This window comes from Streptomyces sp. 2-1 (assembly GCF_048564895.1).
In the GTDB taxonomy this organism is placed as follows: Bacteria; Actinomycetota; Actinomycetes; order Streptomycetales; family Streptomycetaceae; genus Streptomyces; species Streptomyces phaeochromogenes.
In genome coordinates this window covers 8,063,764-8,077,483 of sequence record NZ_CP183383.1, presented here as the reverse complement: position 1 = coordinate 8,077,483, position 13,720 = coordinate 8,063,764, and the positions used below count along the sequence as shown (strand labels likewise).

The 13,720-nt window shown below is 70.6% G+C and carries 13 protein-coding genes; 5 read left to right on the top strand and 8 right to left on the bottom strand.

What is annotated here, in order from left to right:
• Positions 1–356 precede the first annotated feature (356 nt).
• Both ACN20J_RS35530 and ACN20J_RS35525 read right to left on the bottom strand, forming a co-directional pair.
• Positions 357–1,589: a sensor histidine kinase gene (locus tag ACN20J_RS35530; protein WP_189841133.1), complete on the bottom strand. Its 1,233-nt coding sequence runs from the start codon at positions 1,587–1,589 to the stop codon at positions 357–359.
• Between the two features lie 6 nt (positions 1,590–1,595).
• The gene (locus ACN20J_RS35525; protein ID WP_055615445.1) at positions 1,596–2,249 is read right to left on the bottom strand and encodes a response regulator transcription factor; all 654 of its coding nucleotides are present in this window, start codon (positions 2,247–2,249) and stop codon (positions 1,596–1,598) included.
• A 414-nt stretch (positions 2,250–2,663) separates the two neighbouring features.
• Between ACN20J_RS35525 and ACN20J_RS35520 the strand changes: the two genes are divergently transcribed.
• A complete protein-coding gene (locus ACN20J_RS35520) occupies positions 2,664–2,837 on the top strand; it encodes a hypothetical protein (protein ID WP_189841132.1) in 174 nt (57 codons plus the stop codon).
• Positions 2,838–2,941: 104 nt separating this feature from the next.
• On the opposite strand, the gene ACN20J_RS35515 is transcribed toward ACN20J_RS35520, so the two are convergent.
• Positions 2,942–3,766, bottom strand: a complete 825-nt coding sequence (locus ACN20J_RS35515) for an inositol monophosphatase family protein (protein WP_361895426.1) — start codon at positions 3,764–3,766, stop codon at positions 2,942–2,944.
• On the bottom strand, positions 3,763–4,890 hold the full coding sequence (locus tag ACN20J_RS35510; RefSeq protein WP_419667557.1) for a ferrochelatase: 1,128 nt from the start codon (positions 4,888–4,890) through the stop codon (positions 3,763–3,765). Before ACN20J_RS35510 ends, ACN20J_RS35515 begins: the two co-directional genes overlap by 4 nt.
• Before the next feature lie 161 nt (positions 4,891–5,051).
• On the opposite strand from ACN20J_RS35510, the gene ACN20J_RS35505 reads away from it, so the two are divergent.
• From ACN20J_RS35505 to sepH, 3 genes are all read left to right on the top strand, one after another.
• A complete protein-coding gene (locus tag ACN20J_RS35505) occupies positions 5,052–6,290 on the top strand; it encodes an MFS transporter (protein WP_189841129.1) in 1,239 nt (412 codons plus the stop codon).
• Entirely contained in the window at positions 6,250–7,569 is a 1,320-nt protein-coding gene (locus tag ACN20J_RS35500; protein ID WP_189841128.1) for a D-arabinono-1,4-lactone oxidase, read from the top strand. Before ACN20J_RS35505 ends, ACN20J_RS35500 begins: the two co-directional genes overlap by 41 nt.
• A 463-nt stretch (positions 7,570–8,032) precedes the next feature.
• Positions 8,033–9,121, top strand: coding sequence for a septation protein SepH (gene sepH, locus ACN20J_RS35495; protein WP_189841127.1), 1,089 nt, complete (start codon positions 8,033–8,035; stop codon positions 9,119–9,121).
• Between the two features lie 78 nt (positions 9,122–9,199).
• Here the strand turns inward: sepH and ACN20J_RS35490 are convergent, their stop codons facing one another.
• Positions 9,200–10,027 carry a sulfurtransferase gene (locus ACN20J_RS35490; protein ID WP_189841126.1) on the bottom strand — a complete coding sequence of 276 codons (828 nt, stop codon included), beginning with the start codon at positions 10,025–10,027 and terminating at the stop codon, positions 9,200–9,202.
• A gap of 315 nt (positions 10,028–10,342) precedes the next feature.
• Between ACN20J_RS35490 and ACN20J_RS35485 the strand changes: the two genes are divergently transcribed.
• Positions 10,343–11,137: a VOC family protein gene (locus ACN20J_RS35485; RefSeq protein ID WP_189841125.1), complete on the top strand. Its 795-nt coding sequence runs from the start codon at positions 10,343–10,345 to the stop codon at positions 11,135–11,137.
• A gap of 69 nt (positions 11,138–11,206) precedes the next feature.
• Here the strand turns inward: ACN20J_RS35485 and ACN20J_RS35480 are convergent, their stop codons facing one another.
• The 3 genes from ACN20J_RS35480 to ACN20J_RS35470 are packed head-to-tail and all read right to left on the bottom strand — an operon-like array spanning position 11,207 to position 13,690.
• Positions 11,207–11,863, bottom strand: a complete 657-nt coding sequence (locus ACN20J_RS35480; protein ID WP_189841124.1) for a thymidine kinase — start codon at positions 11,861–11,863, stop codon at positions 11,207–11,209.
• A gap of 52 nt (positions 11,864–11,915) precedes the next feature.
• Positions 11,916–13,103, bottom strand: coding sequence for an alkaline phosphatase family protein (locus tag ACN20J_RS35475; protein WP_189841123.1), 1,188 nt, complete (start codon positions 13,101–13,103; stop codon positions 11,916–11,918).
• Positions 13,103–13,690 carry a DUF5998 family protein gene (locus ACN20J_RS35470; protein WP_143638176.1) on the bottom strand — a complete coding sequence of 196 codons (588 nt, stop codon included), beginning with the start codon at positions 13,688–13,690 and terminating at the stop codon, positions 13,103–13,105. Before ACN20J_RS35470 ends, ACN20J_RS35475 begins: the two co-directional genes overlap by 1 nt.
• Positions 13,691–13,720 lie beyond the last annotated feature (30 nt).

The following is a 13,720-nucleotide window of genomic DNA, read 5'->3' as shown; positions in this document are numbered from 1 at the left end:
CGCACGTAACGCGTGAGAGGCCGGACTTGTGCCCGACCCGAGGCGGAGATTTTGCCTCACATCAAGGTCTGTTACTCAATCGACACCCAATCGGACCCCTCAAGAGTGATCGGCTTGGATGGCGAACGGGACCGTACACGGTCCGAATGCCGCACTTCAAAGGCGTCTCACCGTGTACTTCCCGTGATCTGGACCCCCGAAAACCCGGATGTTCCCGGCTTTACGACGGCCTTCTTGATCACGGAGAGTAGATGGCCGGAAATTCGCCCTTGTGATCGATCACACACGAGGCAGCCCACTGCATGCCCAGAAAATTCCGCGCAAAGCGAACATCCTCGCGTGTCGGCGACATGGTCTCAGACGGGCAGGGTTACTCGCATCACCAGTCCACCCCCCTCACGCGGTTCCGCGGCGATATGACCGCCGTGGGCACGGGCCACCGACCTGGCGATCGACAGGCCAAGACCCACGCCTTTGTCACTGCCCGTCCGCTCCGTACGCAGTCGCCGGAAAGGCTCGAAAAGATTGTCGATCTCGTACGCGGGCACCACGGGGCCCGTATTGGACACCACGAGAACCGCCTGACCGTGCTGCACCTCTGTGGTCACCTCGACCCAGCCTTCCTCCGCCACGTTGTACCGCACGGCGTTCTGGACGAGGTTCAGGGCGATCCGCTCCAGGAGTACGCCACTTCCCTGGACGACCGCGGCTTCGCGCTTCCCGCGGATCGCCACGCCCTTCGCCTCCGCCTCGCCACGGGCCTGGTCGATGGCCTGTGAGGCGACCTCGGCGAGGTCGACCGGCTTGCGTTCGACGATCTGGTTGTCGCTGCGGGCGAGCAGCAGCAGGCCCTCGACGAGCTGCTCGCTGCGCTCGTTCGTGGCGAGCAGCGTCTTGCCGAGCTGCTGCAGCTCCACGGGCGCTCCCGGATCGGACAGATGCACCTCGAGAAGCGTGCGGTTGATCGCCAGCGGCGTCCGCAGCTCGTGCGAGGCGTTCCCGACGAACCGCTGCTGCGCCGTGAAGGCTCTCTGCAGCCGCTCCAGCATGTCGTCGAAGGTGTCCGCCAGCTCCTTGAACTCGTCGTCGGGCCCGTCCAGCTCGATCCGCCGCGACAGGTCCGACCCCGCCACCGCGCGCGCGGTGCGCGTGATCCGCCCGAGCGGCGACAGCACCCGGCCGGCCATCGCGTAACCGAAGGCGAACGCGATGACTGCCAGGCCCAGGAGGGCGAGGAGCGAGCGGCTGAGGAGGTTGTCCAGGGCGTGCTGGCGCTGCTCGTTGACGCACGCGTTCATCGCGTTGTTGAGCTCGGTCGCCGACGGCTCGGACGGGAAGTTGCAGGTAGGGCTGGTCACGCCGCCGGAGACGATCCTGAAGGGCAGATCACTGCCCACGTTCAGAGCCTGGGCGGCGAGCAGATAGATGATCGACAGCAGGAGGATGCCCGCGATCAGGAACATCCCGCCGTACAGCAGCGTGAGCCGTATCCGGATGGTCGGACGCAGCCACGGGAACGGGGGCTCCGGTTTCCGCGGGTCCCAGGTGGGCTTCGGAGGCGCCGTCGGGGGCGCGGGCGTCGTGGCCACCACGGATCAGATCCGGTAGCCGGAACCGGGCACCGTGACGATGACCGGGGGCTCACCGAGCTTGCGGCGCAGGGTCATCACCGTGACGCGTACGACGTTGGTGAACGGGTCGGTGTTCTCGTCCCAGGCCTTCTCCAGGAGCTGCTCGGCGGAGACGACGGCGCCCTCGCTGCGCAGCAGCACCTCCAGGACGGCGAACTCCTTGGGCGCGAGCTGGACCTCCTTGCCGTCGCGGAAGACCTCACGGCGGTTGGGGTCGAGCTTGATCCCGGCGCGCTCCAGGACGGGCGGCAGCGGCATGCTCGTACGCCGGCCGAGGGCACGCACGCGTGCCGTCAGCTCGCTGAAGGCGAAGGGCTTGGGGAGGTAGTCGTCGGCGCCGATCTCCAGGCCCTCCACGCGGTCGCTGACGTCTCCGGAGGCCGTGAGCATCAGCACGCGTGTGGGCATGCCGAGCTCGACGATCTTGCGGCAGACGTCGTCGCCGTGCACGAGGGGGAGGTCACGGTCGAGGACGACCACGTCGTAGTCGTTGACGCCGATGCGCTCCAGGGCGGCCGCGCCGTCGTACACGACGTCGACGGCCATGGCCTCCCGGCGCAGTCCGGTGGCCACCGCATCGGCGAGCAGTTGCTCGTCCTCGACGACGAGTACGCGCACGTCGCTTGTCCTTCCTCTGTCCACCCGCGTAGCGCCTTCTCGGCGCACGCGGGCAGGGTCTGTCGCGGGTTGAGTCTCCATCCTGCCCTTTTCGGCCATAAGTCGGCTGTAAGGCGGGTGCGGGAGCCGGTGCAAGGCGGGTGTGGGAGCCGGGGAATGCCAGATTTTCTCGTGCGGTTGAGGTTTCCGTGGAAGGGAGCGGGGGGAGGACGGCTTTACACCCCGCGATCACGCTCTGCTTGTGCCGCACCACCATGCGGTATGTCACGGTCCGCTTCCGCAGGGCGGGCGTGGGTGTCCGGCACCGTCGCCGCCCAGTGCGGGCAGCGCTGGGCACCCTGGAGACGTGATCGCCCCTTCCGAACGGCACACCCCCGTGCCACCGACCCACGACCCAGGACGAGGGGGCGCAGCATGGACGCATTCACCGCAGGACTTCTGCAGCGCATAAGGGCGACCGAGTCCGACCTGACGATGGCTCGCGAGACCGGCGACGACTTCCTCGCGGAGGTCGAGCAGGCAGAGCTCGACGATCTGCACCGCCTTGCCGCCGAGCACGGCGTGGAGGTCGGCGCGTCACGCGTCTGATCAGCTCGCACGAAAGCAGGCCCCGGCATCGATCCAGTGCCGGGGCCTGCTTTTTTGTCGCCGCTGTCTTACTCGGCGCCAGTCGCGCCGGCTCCCACGCGCGCTCAGTCGTGCCACGCCCCCAGTTCCTCCAGGCGGGCCTGGAGCGGTTCGAAGAGGCCTGGTGGGGCCGCGACGGTCAGGTCCGTGGAGAGGGGGTCTCCGGGGCGGCCGCCGGTCAGGGCGCCCGCCTCGCGGGCGATCAGGTCGCCGGCGGCGTAGTCCCAGGGGTTCAGGCCTCGCTCGTAGTACGCGTCCAGGCGGCCCGTCGCCACGTCGCACAGGTCGATCGCAGCCGAGCCGCCGCGGCGGATGTCGCGGACCTGGGGGATCAGGTGTCCGACCACCTCGGCCTGCCGGGCCCGGCGCTCGGCGAGGTAACCGAAGCCGGTGCCGACGAGGGCCAGCCCGAAGGCGGGGGCGGGCCGCACGCGCGCGGGGCGGTCGTTCACGTACGCGCCCTGCCCCAGGACGGCCCGGTAGGTCTCCGCGCGCATCGGGGCGTGCACCACCCCGACGACGGCCTCGCCGTCCTTGAGGGCCGCGATGGACACGGACCAACTGGGCAGCCCGTACAGGTAGTTGACCGTGCCGTCGATCGGGTCGATCACCCACTGGACGCCGCTCGTGCCCTCGACGCTGGCGCCCTCCTCGCCGAGCACCCCGTCGTCCGGCCTGCGGTCGGCCAGCAGACCGGTGATCAGCTTCTCGGACGCGATGTCCATCTCGGTGACGACGTCGACGGCACTGGACTTGGTGGCGGCCACGCCCAGGTCGTCCGGGCGGCCGTCGCGCAGGAAGGCGCCCGCGCGGTGGGCCGCGTCGAGCGCGATCTCCAGCAGCTCGGCCTTCAGCTCGTCGCTTGCTGTGTCGGTCACGGTGCTCCTCATGCGTACGGGCTGTCGGTGCCCGCGGCTGCGGGCTTGGGGGCGCGGGCCGGGCAGCAGCCCACGGGACACAGGTTGTGGCTCGGGCCCAGGGCGCCGAGCGCGCAGGGCGTCACGTCCCGCCCGCTCTCCGCGGCGGCCCGCTCCAGTACCAGTTCGCGGATCGCGGCGGCGAACCGCGGGTCGGCGCCCACGGTGGCCGAGCGGCGGACCGGCAGGCCCAGCTCCTCGGCCTTGGCCGTGGCCTCCGTGTCGAGGTCGTAGAGGACCTCCATGTGGTCCGAGACGAACCCGATGGGTGCCATGACGACGGCCGGGACGCCGGCGCCGTGCAGCTCTTCCAGGTGGTCGCAGATGTCCGGCTCCAGCCACGGGATGTGCGGGGCGCCCGAGCGCGACTGGTAGACGAGCTGCCAGGGGTGGTCGATGCCGATCCGCTCACGCACGGCGTCGGCGACGAGCCGCGCGACGTCCAGGTGCTGCTTCACGTACGCCCCGCCGTCGCCGTGGTCCTCGACCGGGCCCGAGGTGTCCGCCGAGGCGTCCGGGATCGAGTGGGTCGTGAAGGCGATGTGCGCGCCCGCGCGGACGTCCTCGGGGAGCTCCGCGAGGGACTTCAGGAGGCCCTCGATCATGGGCTCCAGGAAGCCGGGATGGTTGAAGTAGTGCCGCAGCTTGTCGATGCGCGGCAGCTCCAGGCCCTCCCCCTCCAGGGTGGCCAGCGCCCCGGCGAGGTCCTCGCGGTACTGCCGGCAGCCCGAGTACGAGGCGTACGCGCTCGTGGCGAGGACCAGGACCCTGCGGCGGCCGTCGGCGACCATCTCGCGCAGGGTGTCGGTCAGGTACGGGCCCCAGTTCCGGTTGCCCCAGTACACCGGCAGGTCGAGCCCGTGTTCCGCGAAGTCCTTGCGGAGGGCGTCGAGCAGGGCGCGGTTCTGGTCGTTGATGGGGCTGACCCCGCCGAACAGGAAGTAGTGCTGTCCCACTTCCTTGAGGCGTTCCTTGGGGATTCCCCGTCCACGCGTCACGTTCTCCAGGAACGGGACCACGTCGTCGGGGCCCTCGGGGCCGCCGAACGAGAGCAGGAGCAGGGCGTCGTAGGGGGTGGCATCGAGCGCGTCTCGCATGTCTCGATCCTGCCACCCGGCTCCGACAGCGGGACAACGGCGGGGTGCCGGACAGCGGCGGACGGGGTGATGACCGACACCCGTGTATGAGTTGGGGTCACCTGGCTCGTAAGCTGTATCAGCCACATTCACGCCTTACCGGACCGCTCCCGGAGACCCCCGTGCCCAGCCCCTACCGCGCCCTGTTCGCAGCCCCCGGCTCCAAGGGGTTCACCACCGCGGGCCTCCTCGGCCGGATGCCGCTGTCGATGATGGGCATCGGCGTGGTCACGATGATCTCGCAGCTCACCGGGCGGTACGGGCTCGCGGGTGCGCTCTCGGCGACCATGGCGCTGTCCGCCGCGGTGTTCGGCCCCCAGATATCCCGCCTGGTGGACCGGCACGGGCAGCGGCGCGTGCTGCGCCCCGCCACGCTGTTCGCGCTCGCCGCGTCCGCCGGGCTGCTGCTGGCCGCCCACTTCGACTGGCCGGACTGGGTGCTGTTCCTCTGCTCGGCCGGCATCGGATGCGTACCGAGCATCGGCGCGATGACCCGGGCGCGCTGGGCGTACCTGTTCCGGGGCAAGCCCCAGCTGCACACCGCGTACGCCTTCGAGTCCGTCGTCGACGAGATCTGTTTCATCTTCGGGCCGATCATCTCCATCGGTCTGTCCACCGTCTGGTTCCCGGAGGCCGGGCCGCTGCTCGCGGCCTGCTTCCTGGCGGCCGGCGTCTTCTGGCTGACCTCCCAGCGCGCCACCGAGCCCCCGCCGCATCCCCGCGAGCACCACACGGGCGGCTCGGCCCTGCGCTCGGCCGGGCTGCAGGTCCTGGTGGCCACCTTCGTGGCGACGGGGGCGATCTTCGGGGCGGTCGACGTGGTCACCGTCGCCTTCGCCGACGAACAGGGCCACAAGGGGGCCGCCAGCGTCGTCCTGGCCGTGTACGCGGCGGGCTCCTGTCTGGCGGGTGCCGTGTTCGGACTCCTGCGCCTCGGCGGAGCGCCCGCCCGCAGGTGGGTGCTGGGCGTATGCACCATGGCCGTGAGTATGATCCCCCTCCTACTGGTCGGAAACTTGCCGTTCCTGGCCGTGGCGCTGTTCGTTGCGGGCCTGTCCATCGCGCCGACGATGATCACGACGATGGCCCTCGTCGAACTGCACGTACCTCGCGCGAAACTGACCGAAGGCATGACGTGGGTGAGCACCGGGCTCGCGGTCGGGGTCGCGCTCGGCTCCTCCCTGTCCGGCTGGGTGATCGACACGGCCGGGGCGCGGGCCGGGTACGGGGTTCCGGTCGCGGCCGGAGCAGTCGCGGTCGCGGTGGGATTCCTGGGGTATCGCCGGCTCAGCAGGCCGGTTCCGCAGCGGGAGGGGACCCATGAACAGCACAGTGAGCGGGAAGAGCGGCACCTGGCGTAACTGGGCGGGGAACGTCACCGCCCGGCCGGCCCGGGAAGTCACTCCGGCCTCCGTCGAGGAACTCTCCGCCGCCGTGCGCCAGGCCGCGGAGGACGGGCTCAGGGTGAAGGCCGTCGGCACCGGTCACTCGTTCACGGCAGCAGCCGCCACCGACGGTGTGTTGATCCGCCCTCAACTGTTGACCGGTATCCGCAAGATCGACCGTGAGGCGGGCACCGTCACCGTCGAGGCGGGCACCCCGCTCAAGCGTCTCAACCTGGCTCTCGCGCGCGAGGGGCTGTCGCTCACGAACATGGGCGACATCATGGAGCAGACGGTTTCGGGGGCGGTCAGTACCGGGACGCACGGCACCGGCCGCGACTCCGCCTCGATAGCCGCCCAGATCACGGGCCTTGAGCTGGTGACGGCCGACGGGTCGGTCCTCAGCTGCTCGGAGAAAGAGAACCCCGAGGTGTTCGCGGCGGCCCGCGTCGGCATCGGCGCCCTGGGGATCATCACCGCGATCACCTTCTCCGTAGAACCCACTTTTCTTCTCACGGCCCGTGAGGAGCCGATGAGTTTCGACGAGGTGACGGGTTCCTTCGACGAACTGTTCACGGAGAACGAGCACTTCGAGTTCTACTGGTTCCCGCACACCGGCAACTGCAACACCAAGCGCAACAACCGCAGCGCCGGCCCGGAGAGACCGGTCGGCACCGTACGCGGCCTCTTCGAGGACGAGTTCCTCTCCAACGGCGTCTTCCAGGTGGCCAATTACGTGGGCCGGGCCGTGCCCGCCACGATCCCCTCGATCGCCCGGATCTCCAGCCGCGCGCTGTCCGCGCGCACCTACACCGACATTCCCTACAAGGTCTTCACTTCCCCGCGCCGGGTCCGCTTCACGGAGATGGAGTTCGCCGTCCCGCGCGAGGCCCTCGTCGAGACGCTGCGCGAACTGAAGGCCATGGTCGACCGTTCGCCCCTGCGCATCAGCTTCCCGGTGGAGGTGCGTACGGCGCCCGCGGACGACATCACGCTCTCCACGGCGTCCGGCCGGGACAGCGCGTACATCGCCGTCCACATGTTCCGGGGCACGCCGTACCAGGCCTACTTCAGCGCCGCCGAGCGGATCTTCACGGCGCACGAGGGGCGGCCGCACTGGGGCAAGGTGCACACGCGCGACGCGGAGTACTTCGCCGATGTCTACCCGCGCTTCGGCGAGTTCACCGAACTGCGGGACCGGCTCGACCCTGAACGGCGGTTCGGGAACGACTACTTGCGCCGGGTGCTGGGCGAGTAGACACGGACGTTTGCACGAGACATCGAGACGCCCGCGCGAGAAGAGGACGTACAGGCGAAACGATTAGTTCCGTTTGCGGTGATTCCGTGAAGCGCGCCACGCGCCATGGTCACCGGAACGTCGCCCCGGGTGGCCAACTCCCGCCCCCGGACAGAAGTTCGGTGGCGTGCCGATCCACGCAAGTGGCCCGAATGGAGTACTGTTGCGAGCCCTGGGTCCGGACACTCGCCAGGGCGTCCGGGGCCTTCCAGGACCGCCGGGAGGGGGCTCGTTGCACAGGGTGATGGAGTTCGTCACTTAGCGTTGCGAATAGGTAACCGTGCCATAACGGCGATCCCGGGCCACCGCCCGACACGCCGGGCAACTCGGCAAGGTTGTGGCAGGCTGCACCCGGGCAGGCCACACTCGACTAGCGGAAGCAGCGACGCACGTGACGTCGGCAGGCACCACCCGGGAGGTCCCCATGCCCGAACTGCGTGTCGTGGCCGTCTCTAACGACGGCACACGGCTGGTGCTGAAGGCTGCGGACAGCACGGAGTACACGCTTCCGATCGATGAGCGTCTGCGCGCCGCCGTACGCGGCGACCGTCCCCGCCTCGGCCAGATCGAGATCGAGGTGGAGAGCCATCTCCGCCCCCGAGACATCCAGGCACGTATACGTGCGGGAGCGTCCGCCGAAGAGGTCGCATCGCTCGCCGGTATCCCCGTCGACCGGGTGCGTCGCTTCGAGGGACCCGTACTCGCCGAGCGTGCCTTCATGGCGGAGCGTGCCCGGAAGACCCCTGTCCGCCGCCCAGGCGAAACCACCGGTCCCCAGCTCGGCGAGGCGGTGCAGGAGCGGCTCACGCTGCGCGGCGCCGACAAGGAGACCGTCCAGTGGGACTCCTGGCGCCGTGACGACGGCACCTGGGAAGTCCTGCTGGTCTACCGCGTGGCGGGCGAACCGCACTCGGCGAGCTGGACGTACGACCCGCCCCGGCGGCTCGTACAGGCCGTGGACGACGAGGCGCGCTCGCTGATCGGCGAGTCCGACGACCTCGCCGCGGCCGAGCCCAGCTTCCCGTTCGTGCCGCGCATCGCCCGGCTGCCGCGCGACCGTCCGATGGACCGTGCCCTGGACCGGCAGACGGAGCGGCCGAGCCTGCCCTCGCCGTCGCCCGAGCCGGACCTGGAGGAGACCGCAAGCGAGCGCGACTCGCTGACCAGTCTCCTGGAGGCGGTGCCCAGCTTCCGCGGCGACATGGTGGTGCCCGAGCGTCCGTCGACCGCTCCCGTTCCCGCCGCCTCGACGACCTCCACCACGGAGCGTCCCGAGGTGGAGGAACCGCTCGACGCGGAGCCCGAGGCGGAGGAGCCCCCGGCTCCCGCGGCCTCGGCGGGTTCCGCGTACGCGGACGTGCTCATGCCGCGCTCCGTGGCCAGTCACCGCGACCGGCTGATCGGCGCGACCGACCGGCAGGCCGAGGCGGACGGGGTGCGTCCGGGACGCAGAGCGGCCGTACCGAGCTGGGACGAGATCGTCTTCGGGACACGCAGGAAGAAGCAGGACTAGGACATGCCGGAAAGGGCTCGCACCACCTTGGTGCGAGCCCTTTCCGCTGCCGTACGCCGTTCCCTGGAGCCGCCGCGGCTACTGCGGGTCCGGCCCCGTGGCCACCGGGCGGTTGTCGTCCTGGGACCACTCCGACCAGGAGCCCACGTACAGCGCGGCCGGGATGCCCGCGACCGTGAGCGCGAGGACCTCGTGCGCACCGGAGACGCCCGAGCCGCAGTAGACGCCGACCTCGGAAGTGCCGGTCACGCCCAGCGACTTGAAGTGGTCGGCGAGGTCCGCGGCGGGGCGGAAGTGGCCGGATTCGGCCACGTTCTCCGTGGTGGGCGCGGAGACCGCCCCGGGGATGTGCCCGCCGACCCGGTCGATGGGCTCGACGTCGCCCCGATAGCGCTCGGCGGCCCGGGCGTCCAGGAGCAGACCGGTGCGGGCCAGCGCCGCGGCCCCGTCGGCGTCGAGGAGGGACAGCGCGCCGGGGGCCGGTACGAAGGTGCCGGCGGAGGGCGACGGGCTGCCGGACTCGACCGGGCCGCTCCAGGCCGCGAGGCCGCCGTCAAGCACACGCACCGACGGATGACCCGTCCAGCGCAGCAGCCACCAGGCGCGCGCGGCGGCCCAGCCGAGCCCTCCGTCGTACACGACCACATCACGGTTCTCGGACACTCCGGCCGCCCGCACGGCCGCTCCGAAGACCTCCATGTCGGGCAGCGGATGGCGACCCGCCGCTCCTGCCGGGGAGGCGAGTTCCGAGTCCAGGTCCACGTAGACGGCCCCCGGAATGTGCGCCTCCTCGTAGGCGGAGCGCAGGTTCGGGCCGCCCAGCTGCCAGCGGATGTCCAGGACGACCGGCGGATTCGGACCCGCCAGGTCGCTCGCGAGTTCGGGTGCGGAGATGATGGCGTTCATGGCCACCATCCTTGCGCACGGGGTGGCCGCATCGTCCAGCTCCGGCTACTCTGCTCGGCCGGGCCGCCCCGACCACTCGGCGTGCGGACCCGGCCACACGCTGTATGCCTGATGGACATCAGCAGGCAATGGCGGGGAAACGGATGGGAACCAGCAATTCGGGCACTCTCCCGCCATGGGCCACCCGGCCGGGGCGCGCCGTGCCCCTGGTGGTGCGAACATCGGCAGCGGGCGCGCACATGCGCACGGCGGCGGAACACGCGGTTCGGTAGTGGAAGTGAAGCGGCCCCACGAGGCGCCGAGGAGAGGGTGACGATGACCGAGGCACGGGGGTCGGCCGGCCTGAACGGCAGTGCGTACACGCCCGGCACACCCTGCTGGGTGAGCCTGATGGTGCACGGGATGGCCACGACCCAGGAGTTCTACGGGGATCTGTTCGGCTGGGAGTTCCAGCCCGGCCCGCAGCACCTCGGCTCGTACGTGCGGGCGCAGCTCGACGGCCAGGAGGTGGCGGGGATCGGCCAGCTTCCGCCCGACCGTCATCTGCCCATCGCCTGGACGCCGTACTTCGCCTCGGACGACGTGGACCTGACGGCGGAGACGGTCCGGCACTGCGGTGGCACGGTCGGCGTCGGCCCGCTCGACGCGGAGGACGCCGGTCGGCTGGCGATCGCCTCGGACCCGGCGGGTGCCGTGTTCGGGATCTGGCAGGCCGCGGCCCATCTCGGCACGGGCATCACCGACGTCCCGGGCACCCCGACGTGGAACGAGCTGAGGACCCGCGACTCCTCCGGTGTCGCCAAGTTCTACGAGACGGTCTTCGGTTTCGAGGAGGAGCCCGTCGTCTCCGCCGACTTCGACTACATCACCCTGCACATCAAGGGGCGCCCGGTGGCGGGCATCCACGGCGTCGGCAACTCCCTGCCCCGCGACCGCGGGTCCCATTGGATGACGTACTTCGAGGTCGCGGACGTGAACGCGTCGCTGGCCCATCTGCTCGACCTGGGCGGCCATGTCCTCAAGCCGGCCCGGGACACCCCGCACGGCCGGATCGCCACGGTGGCGGACCCGGAGGGGGCGGTGTTCTCGGTGGTGCGGACGACTCCCTGAGGGGAGCCGCGGCGCCCTTCAGGGCCGGGCGGTCCCTCACGGACAGGCAGGCCCCCCGCGGGCAGGCCCTCAGGTCCGGGACACCGCGTCCACCGGCAGCACGTCCGGGGAGAGCACGCCCGCACGGGCGCTGGCCGCGGTCGTCCGGCGGCTGTGGTGCCTGCGGCACAGGACCTCGTAGCCGATGTCCTCCGACTGGTCGACGTCGCCGACGACGACCTGGGCGCCCTCGACGACCATGTGGCCGCCTATGGTGCGCGCGTTGTGGGTGGCGCGGGCGCCGCACCAGCAGAGGGCCTCGACCTGGAGGACCTCGACCCGGTCGGCGAGTTCGACGAGGCGCTGGGAGCCGGGGAAGAGCTTGGAGCGGAAGTCCGTCGTGATGCCGAAGGCGAAGACGTCGATGTCCAGGTCGTCGACCACGCGCGCGAGTTGGTCGATCTGCTCGGGGGCCAGGAACTGCGCCTCGTCCGCGATGACGTAGTCCGCGCGACCGCCCTTCGAGAGGTGGTCGACGACGTACGCGTACACGTCCTGGTCGTCCTCGACCTCCACCGCGTCCGTGACCAGGCCGAGGCGGGAGGACAGCTTGCCCTCGCCCGCGCGGTCGTCGCGGGTGAAGATCATGCCCTGCAGACCGCGGGCGGAGCGGTTGTGCTCGATCTGGAGAGCCAGTGTCGACTTCCCGCAGTCCATGGTTCCGGAGAAGAACACCAGCTCGGGCATGGGGAGTTGAGCACCTTTCGGCATGAGGGGTTCGCTGGGCGGGCGGGGAGGGTCAGGAACGTACTTCCAGGAGCGGGATGTGCTGCTCGACCGGTGTCATCGAGCCGTGGTTGCCGACCATCGCCGACTCCTTCGGCTCGCGCTCGGACGCGATGATCAGTACGTCGTCACGGGCGGCCGCGACCACGTCGCCGATGCGCTCGTACACCCGCTCGTCGATGTGCGGGCCGAACCAGCCCGCCGCGATCGCCTCGTCCCGCGAGGCTACCCAGAACTGCTCGCCGAGCACCTCGCGCCAGCAGGTCAGGACGTCCGACTCGGCGCCCGGGACCGCGTAGACGTGCCGGGCGCGGCCCTCGCCGCCGAGGAGGGCAACTCCGGCGCGCAGCTCCCAGTCCTCGTCGAAGTCGATGCGGTGCTGCTCGTCGAAGGGGATGTCGATCATCCCGTGGTCCGCCGTCACGTACAGGGCGGTGCGCGGGGGCAGTTGCTCGGCCAGGCGCTGGACCAGCCGGTCCACGTACATGAGTTGACCGCGCCAGGGATCCGAGTCGACGCCGAAGCGGTGGCCCTTGCCGTCCACCTCCGCGTAGTACGTGTAGACCAGCGAGCGGTCACCGGCGGCCAGTTGCTCGGCCGCGAGGTCCATGCGGTCCTCGCCGGTCAGCCGCCCGTGGAACGTGCCGCCGCTGAGGGCGACCTTGGTCAGCGGGGTGTTCTGGAAGTGCGGTGACGACACCTGGGCGGTGTGCACACCCGCCGCGTCGGCCAGCTGGAACAGGGTGGGGTACGGCTGCCACTTGCCCGGCTTCGTCCATGGCTGCCAGCGGAGCTGGTTCATCAGCTCGCCGGTCTCCGGGTTGCGCGCGGTGTAGCCGGGCAGGCCGTGCGCGCCCGGCGGCAGGCCCGTACCGACCGAGGCCAGGGAGGTCGCGGTGGTCGCGGGGTAGCCCGCGGTGATCGGGCGGCCGGTGCCGCCGCGTGAGCTGCCGAGGAGCGAGGTCATGAAGGGGGCCTCGTCCGGATGCGTCTTCAGCTGCTCCCAGCCGAGGCCGTCGATCAGGAAGACACAGTTCCGGTCGGCCGGGCTCAGTTCCGTGAGCGAGGCGGTGACGTCCGGGACGTCCATGCCCGCGGCCAGTGTGGGCAGCAGGTCGGCGAGCGAACCGGCCCCGTACTCGGGTACGGGAGCGGAGTCGAGGGAGAGCGGTTCCGGGTGGTCCCAGACGTGCTGCGACATCAGCGGGTGACGTCCGCGGTCGCCTCGGAGAGCGACTGCGCGAAGGCGAGGGTCTGCCGCACGGCGTCCGGGCCGTCCCCGGCCTCGCTGACGCGCAGGCTCAGGTCGTCGGCCGTCGAACTGCCCGTGTACCCGTGGTCCGCCTCACAGTTGGGGTCGCCGCAGGCGGCCGGCTCCAGGTCGATTCGGGCGACCGCGCCCCAGCCGATGGTGAGGACGACCTCGCGCGGCAGCGTCCCCGGAACGTACTTCTCCGGATTGGCGACGACGCGGCTGAGAACCACCGACGAGATCCGGCCGAGCTTCACGGACTCGGTCGACGTCGTCGCGTACGGCGTCGGGGACGTGCTGTCCGCCGCCTGTTCGTCGGTGTGGCTCACGATGAAACGGTTTCCCGTGAGGACGAGCACCGTCACGTGCCGACGCACCTCGTTGGCGTCGAACGTCGTCTCCTGATGGACCAGATACGACCGGATGGGCTCGCCGCCCACAGCGGCCTCCACAGCCTCGGCCACGAGGGCCGGGTAGTAGCCGCTGCGCTCGATCGCCGCTCGCAGCCCCTGGGTCGTCGTACTGGTCTTGGCCATGACGTCCATCCTACGGGGGCGCACTGACTG

What these genes read in the sequence shown, in the direction of transcription:
- ACN20J_RS35510 (WP_419667557.1), bottom strand. Translation starts at nt 4,890, where the DNA reads ATGCGAGACGCGCTCGATGCCACCCCCTACGACGCCCTGCTCCTGCTC.
- ACN20J_RS35475 (WP_189841123.1), bottom strand. Translation starts at nt 13,103, where the DNA reads ATGTCGCAGCACGTCTGGGACCACCCGGAACCGCTCTCCCTCGACTCC.
- ACN20J_RS35490 (WP_189841126.1), bottom strand. Translation starts at nt 10,027, where the DNA reads ATGAACGCCATCATCTCCGCACCCGAACTCGCGAGCGACCTGGCGGGT.
- ACN20J_RS35500 (WP_189841128.1), top strand. Translation starts at nt 6,250, where the DNA reads ATGAACAGCACAGTGAGCGGGAAGAGCGGCACCTGGCGTAACTGGGCG.
- ACN20J_RS35515 (WP_361895426.1), bottom strand. Translation starts at nt 3,766, where the DNA reads ATGAGGAGCACCGTGACCGACACAGCAAGCGACGAGCTGAAGGCCGAG.
- sepH (WP_189841127.1), top strand. Translation starts at nt 8,033, where the DNA reads ATGCCCGAACTGCGTGTCGTGGCCGTCTCTAACGACGGCACACGGCTG.
- ACN20J_RS35480 (WP_189841124.1), bottom strand. Translation starts at nt 11,863, where the DNA reads ATGCCCGAGCTGGTGTTCTTCTCCGGAACCATGGACTGCGGGAAGTCG.
- ACN20J_RS35520 (WP_189841132.1), top strand. Translation starts at nt 2,664, where the DNA reads ATGGACGCATTCACCGCAGGACTTCTGCAGCGCATAAGGGCGACCGAG.
- ACN20J_RS35485 (WP_189841125.1), top strand. Translation starts at nt 10,343, where the DNA reads ATGACCGAGGCACGGGGGTCGGCCGGCCTGAACGGCAGTGCGTACACG.
- ACN20J_RS35470 (WP_143638176.1), bottom strand. Translation starts at nt 13,690, where the DNA reads ATGGCCAAGACCAGTACGACGACCCAGGGGCTGCGAGCGGCGATCGAG.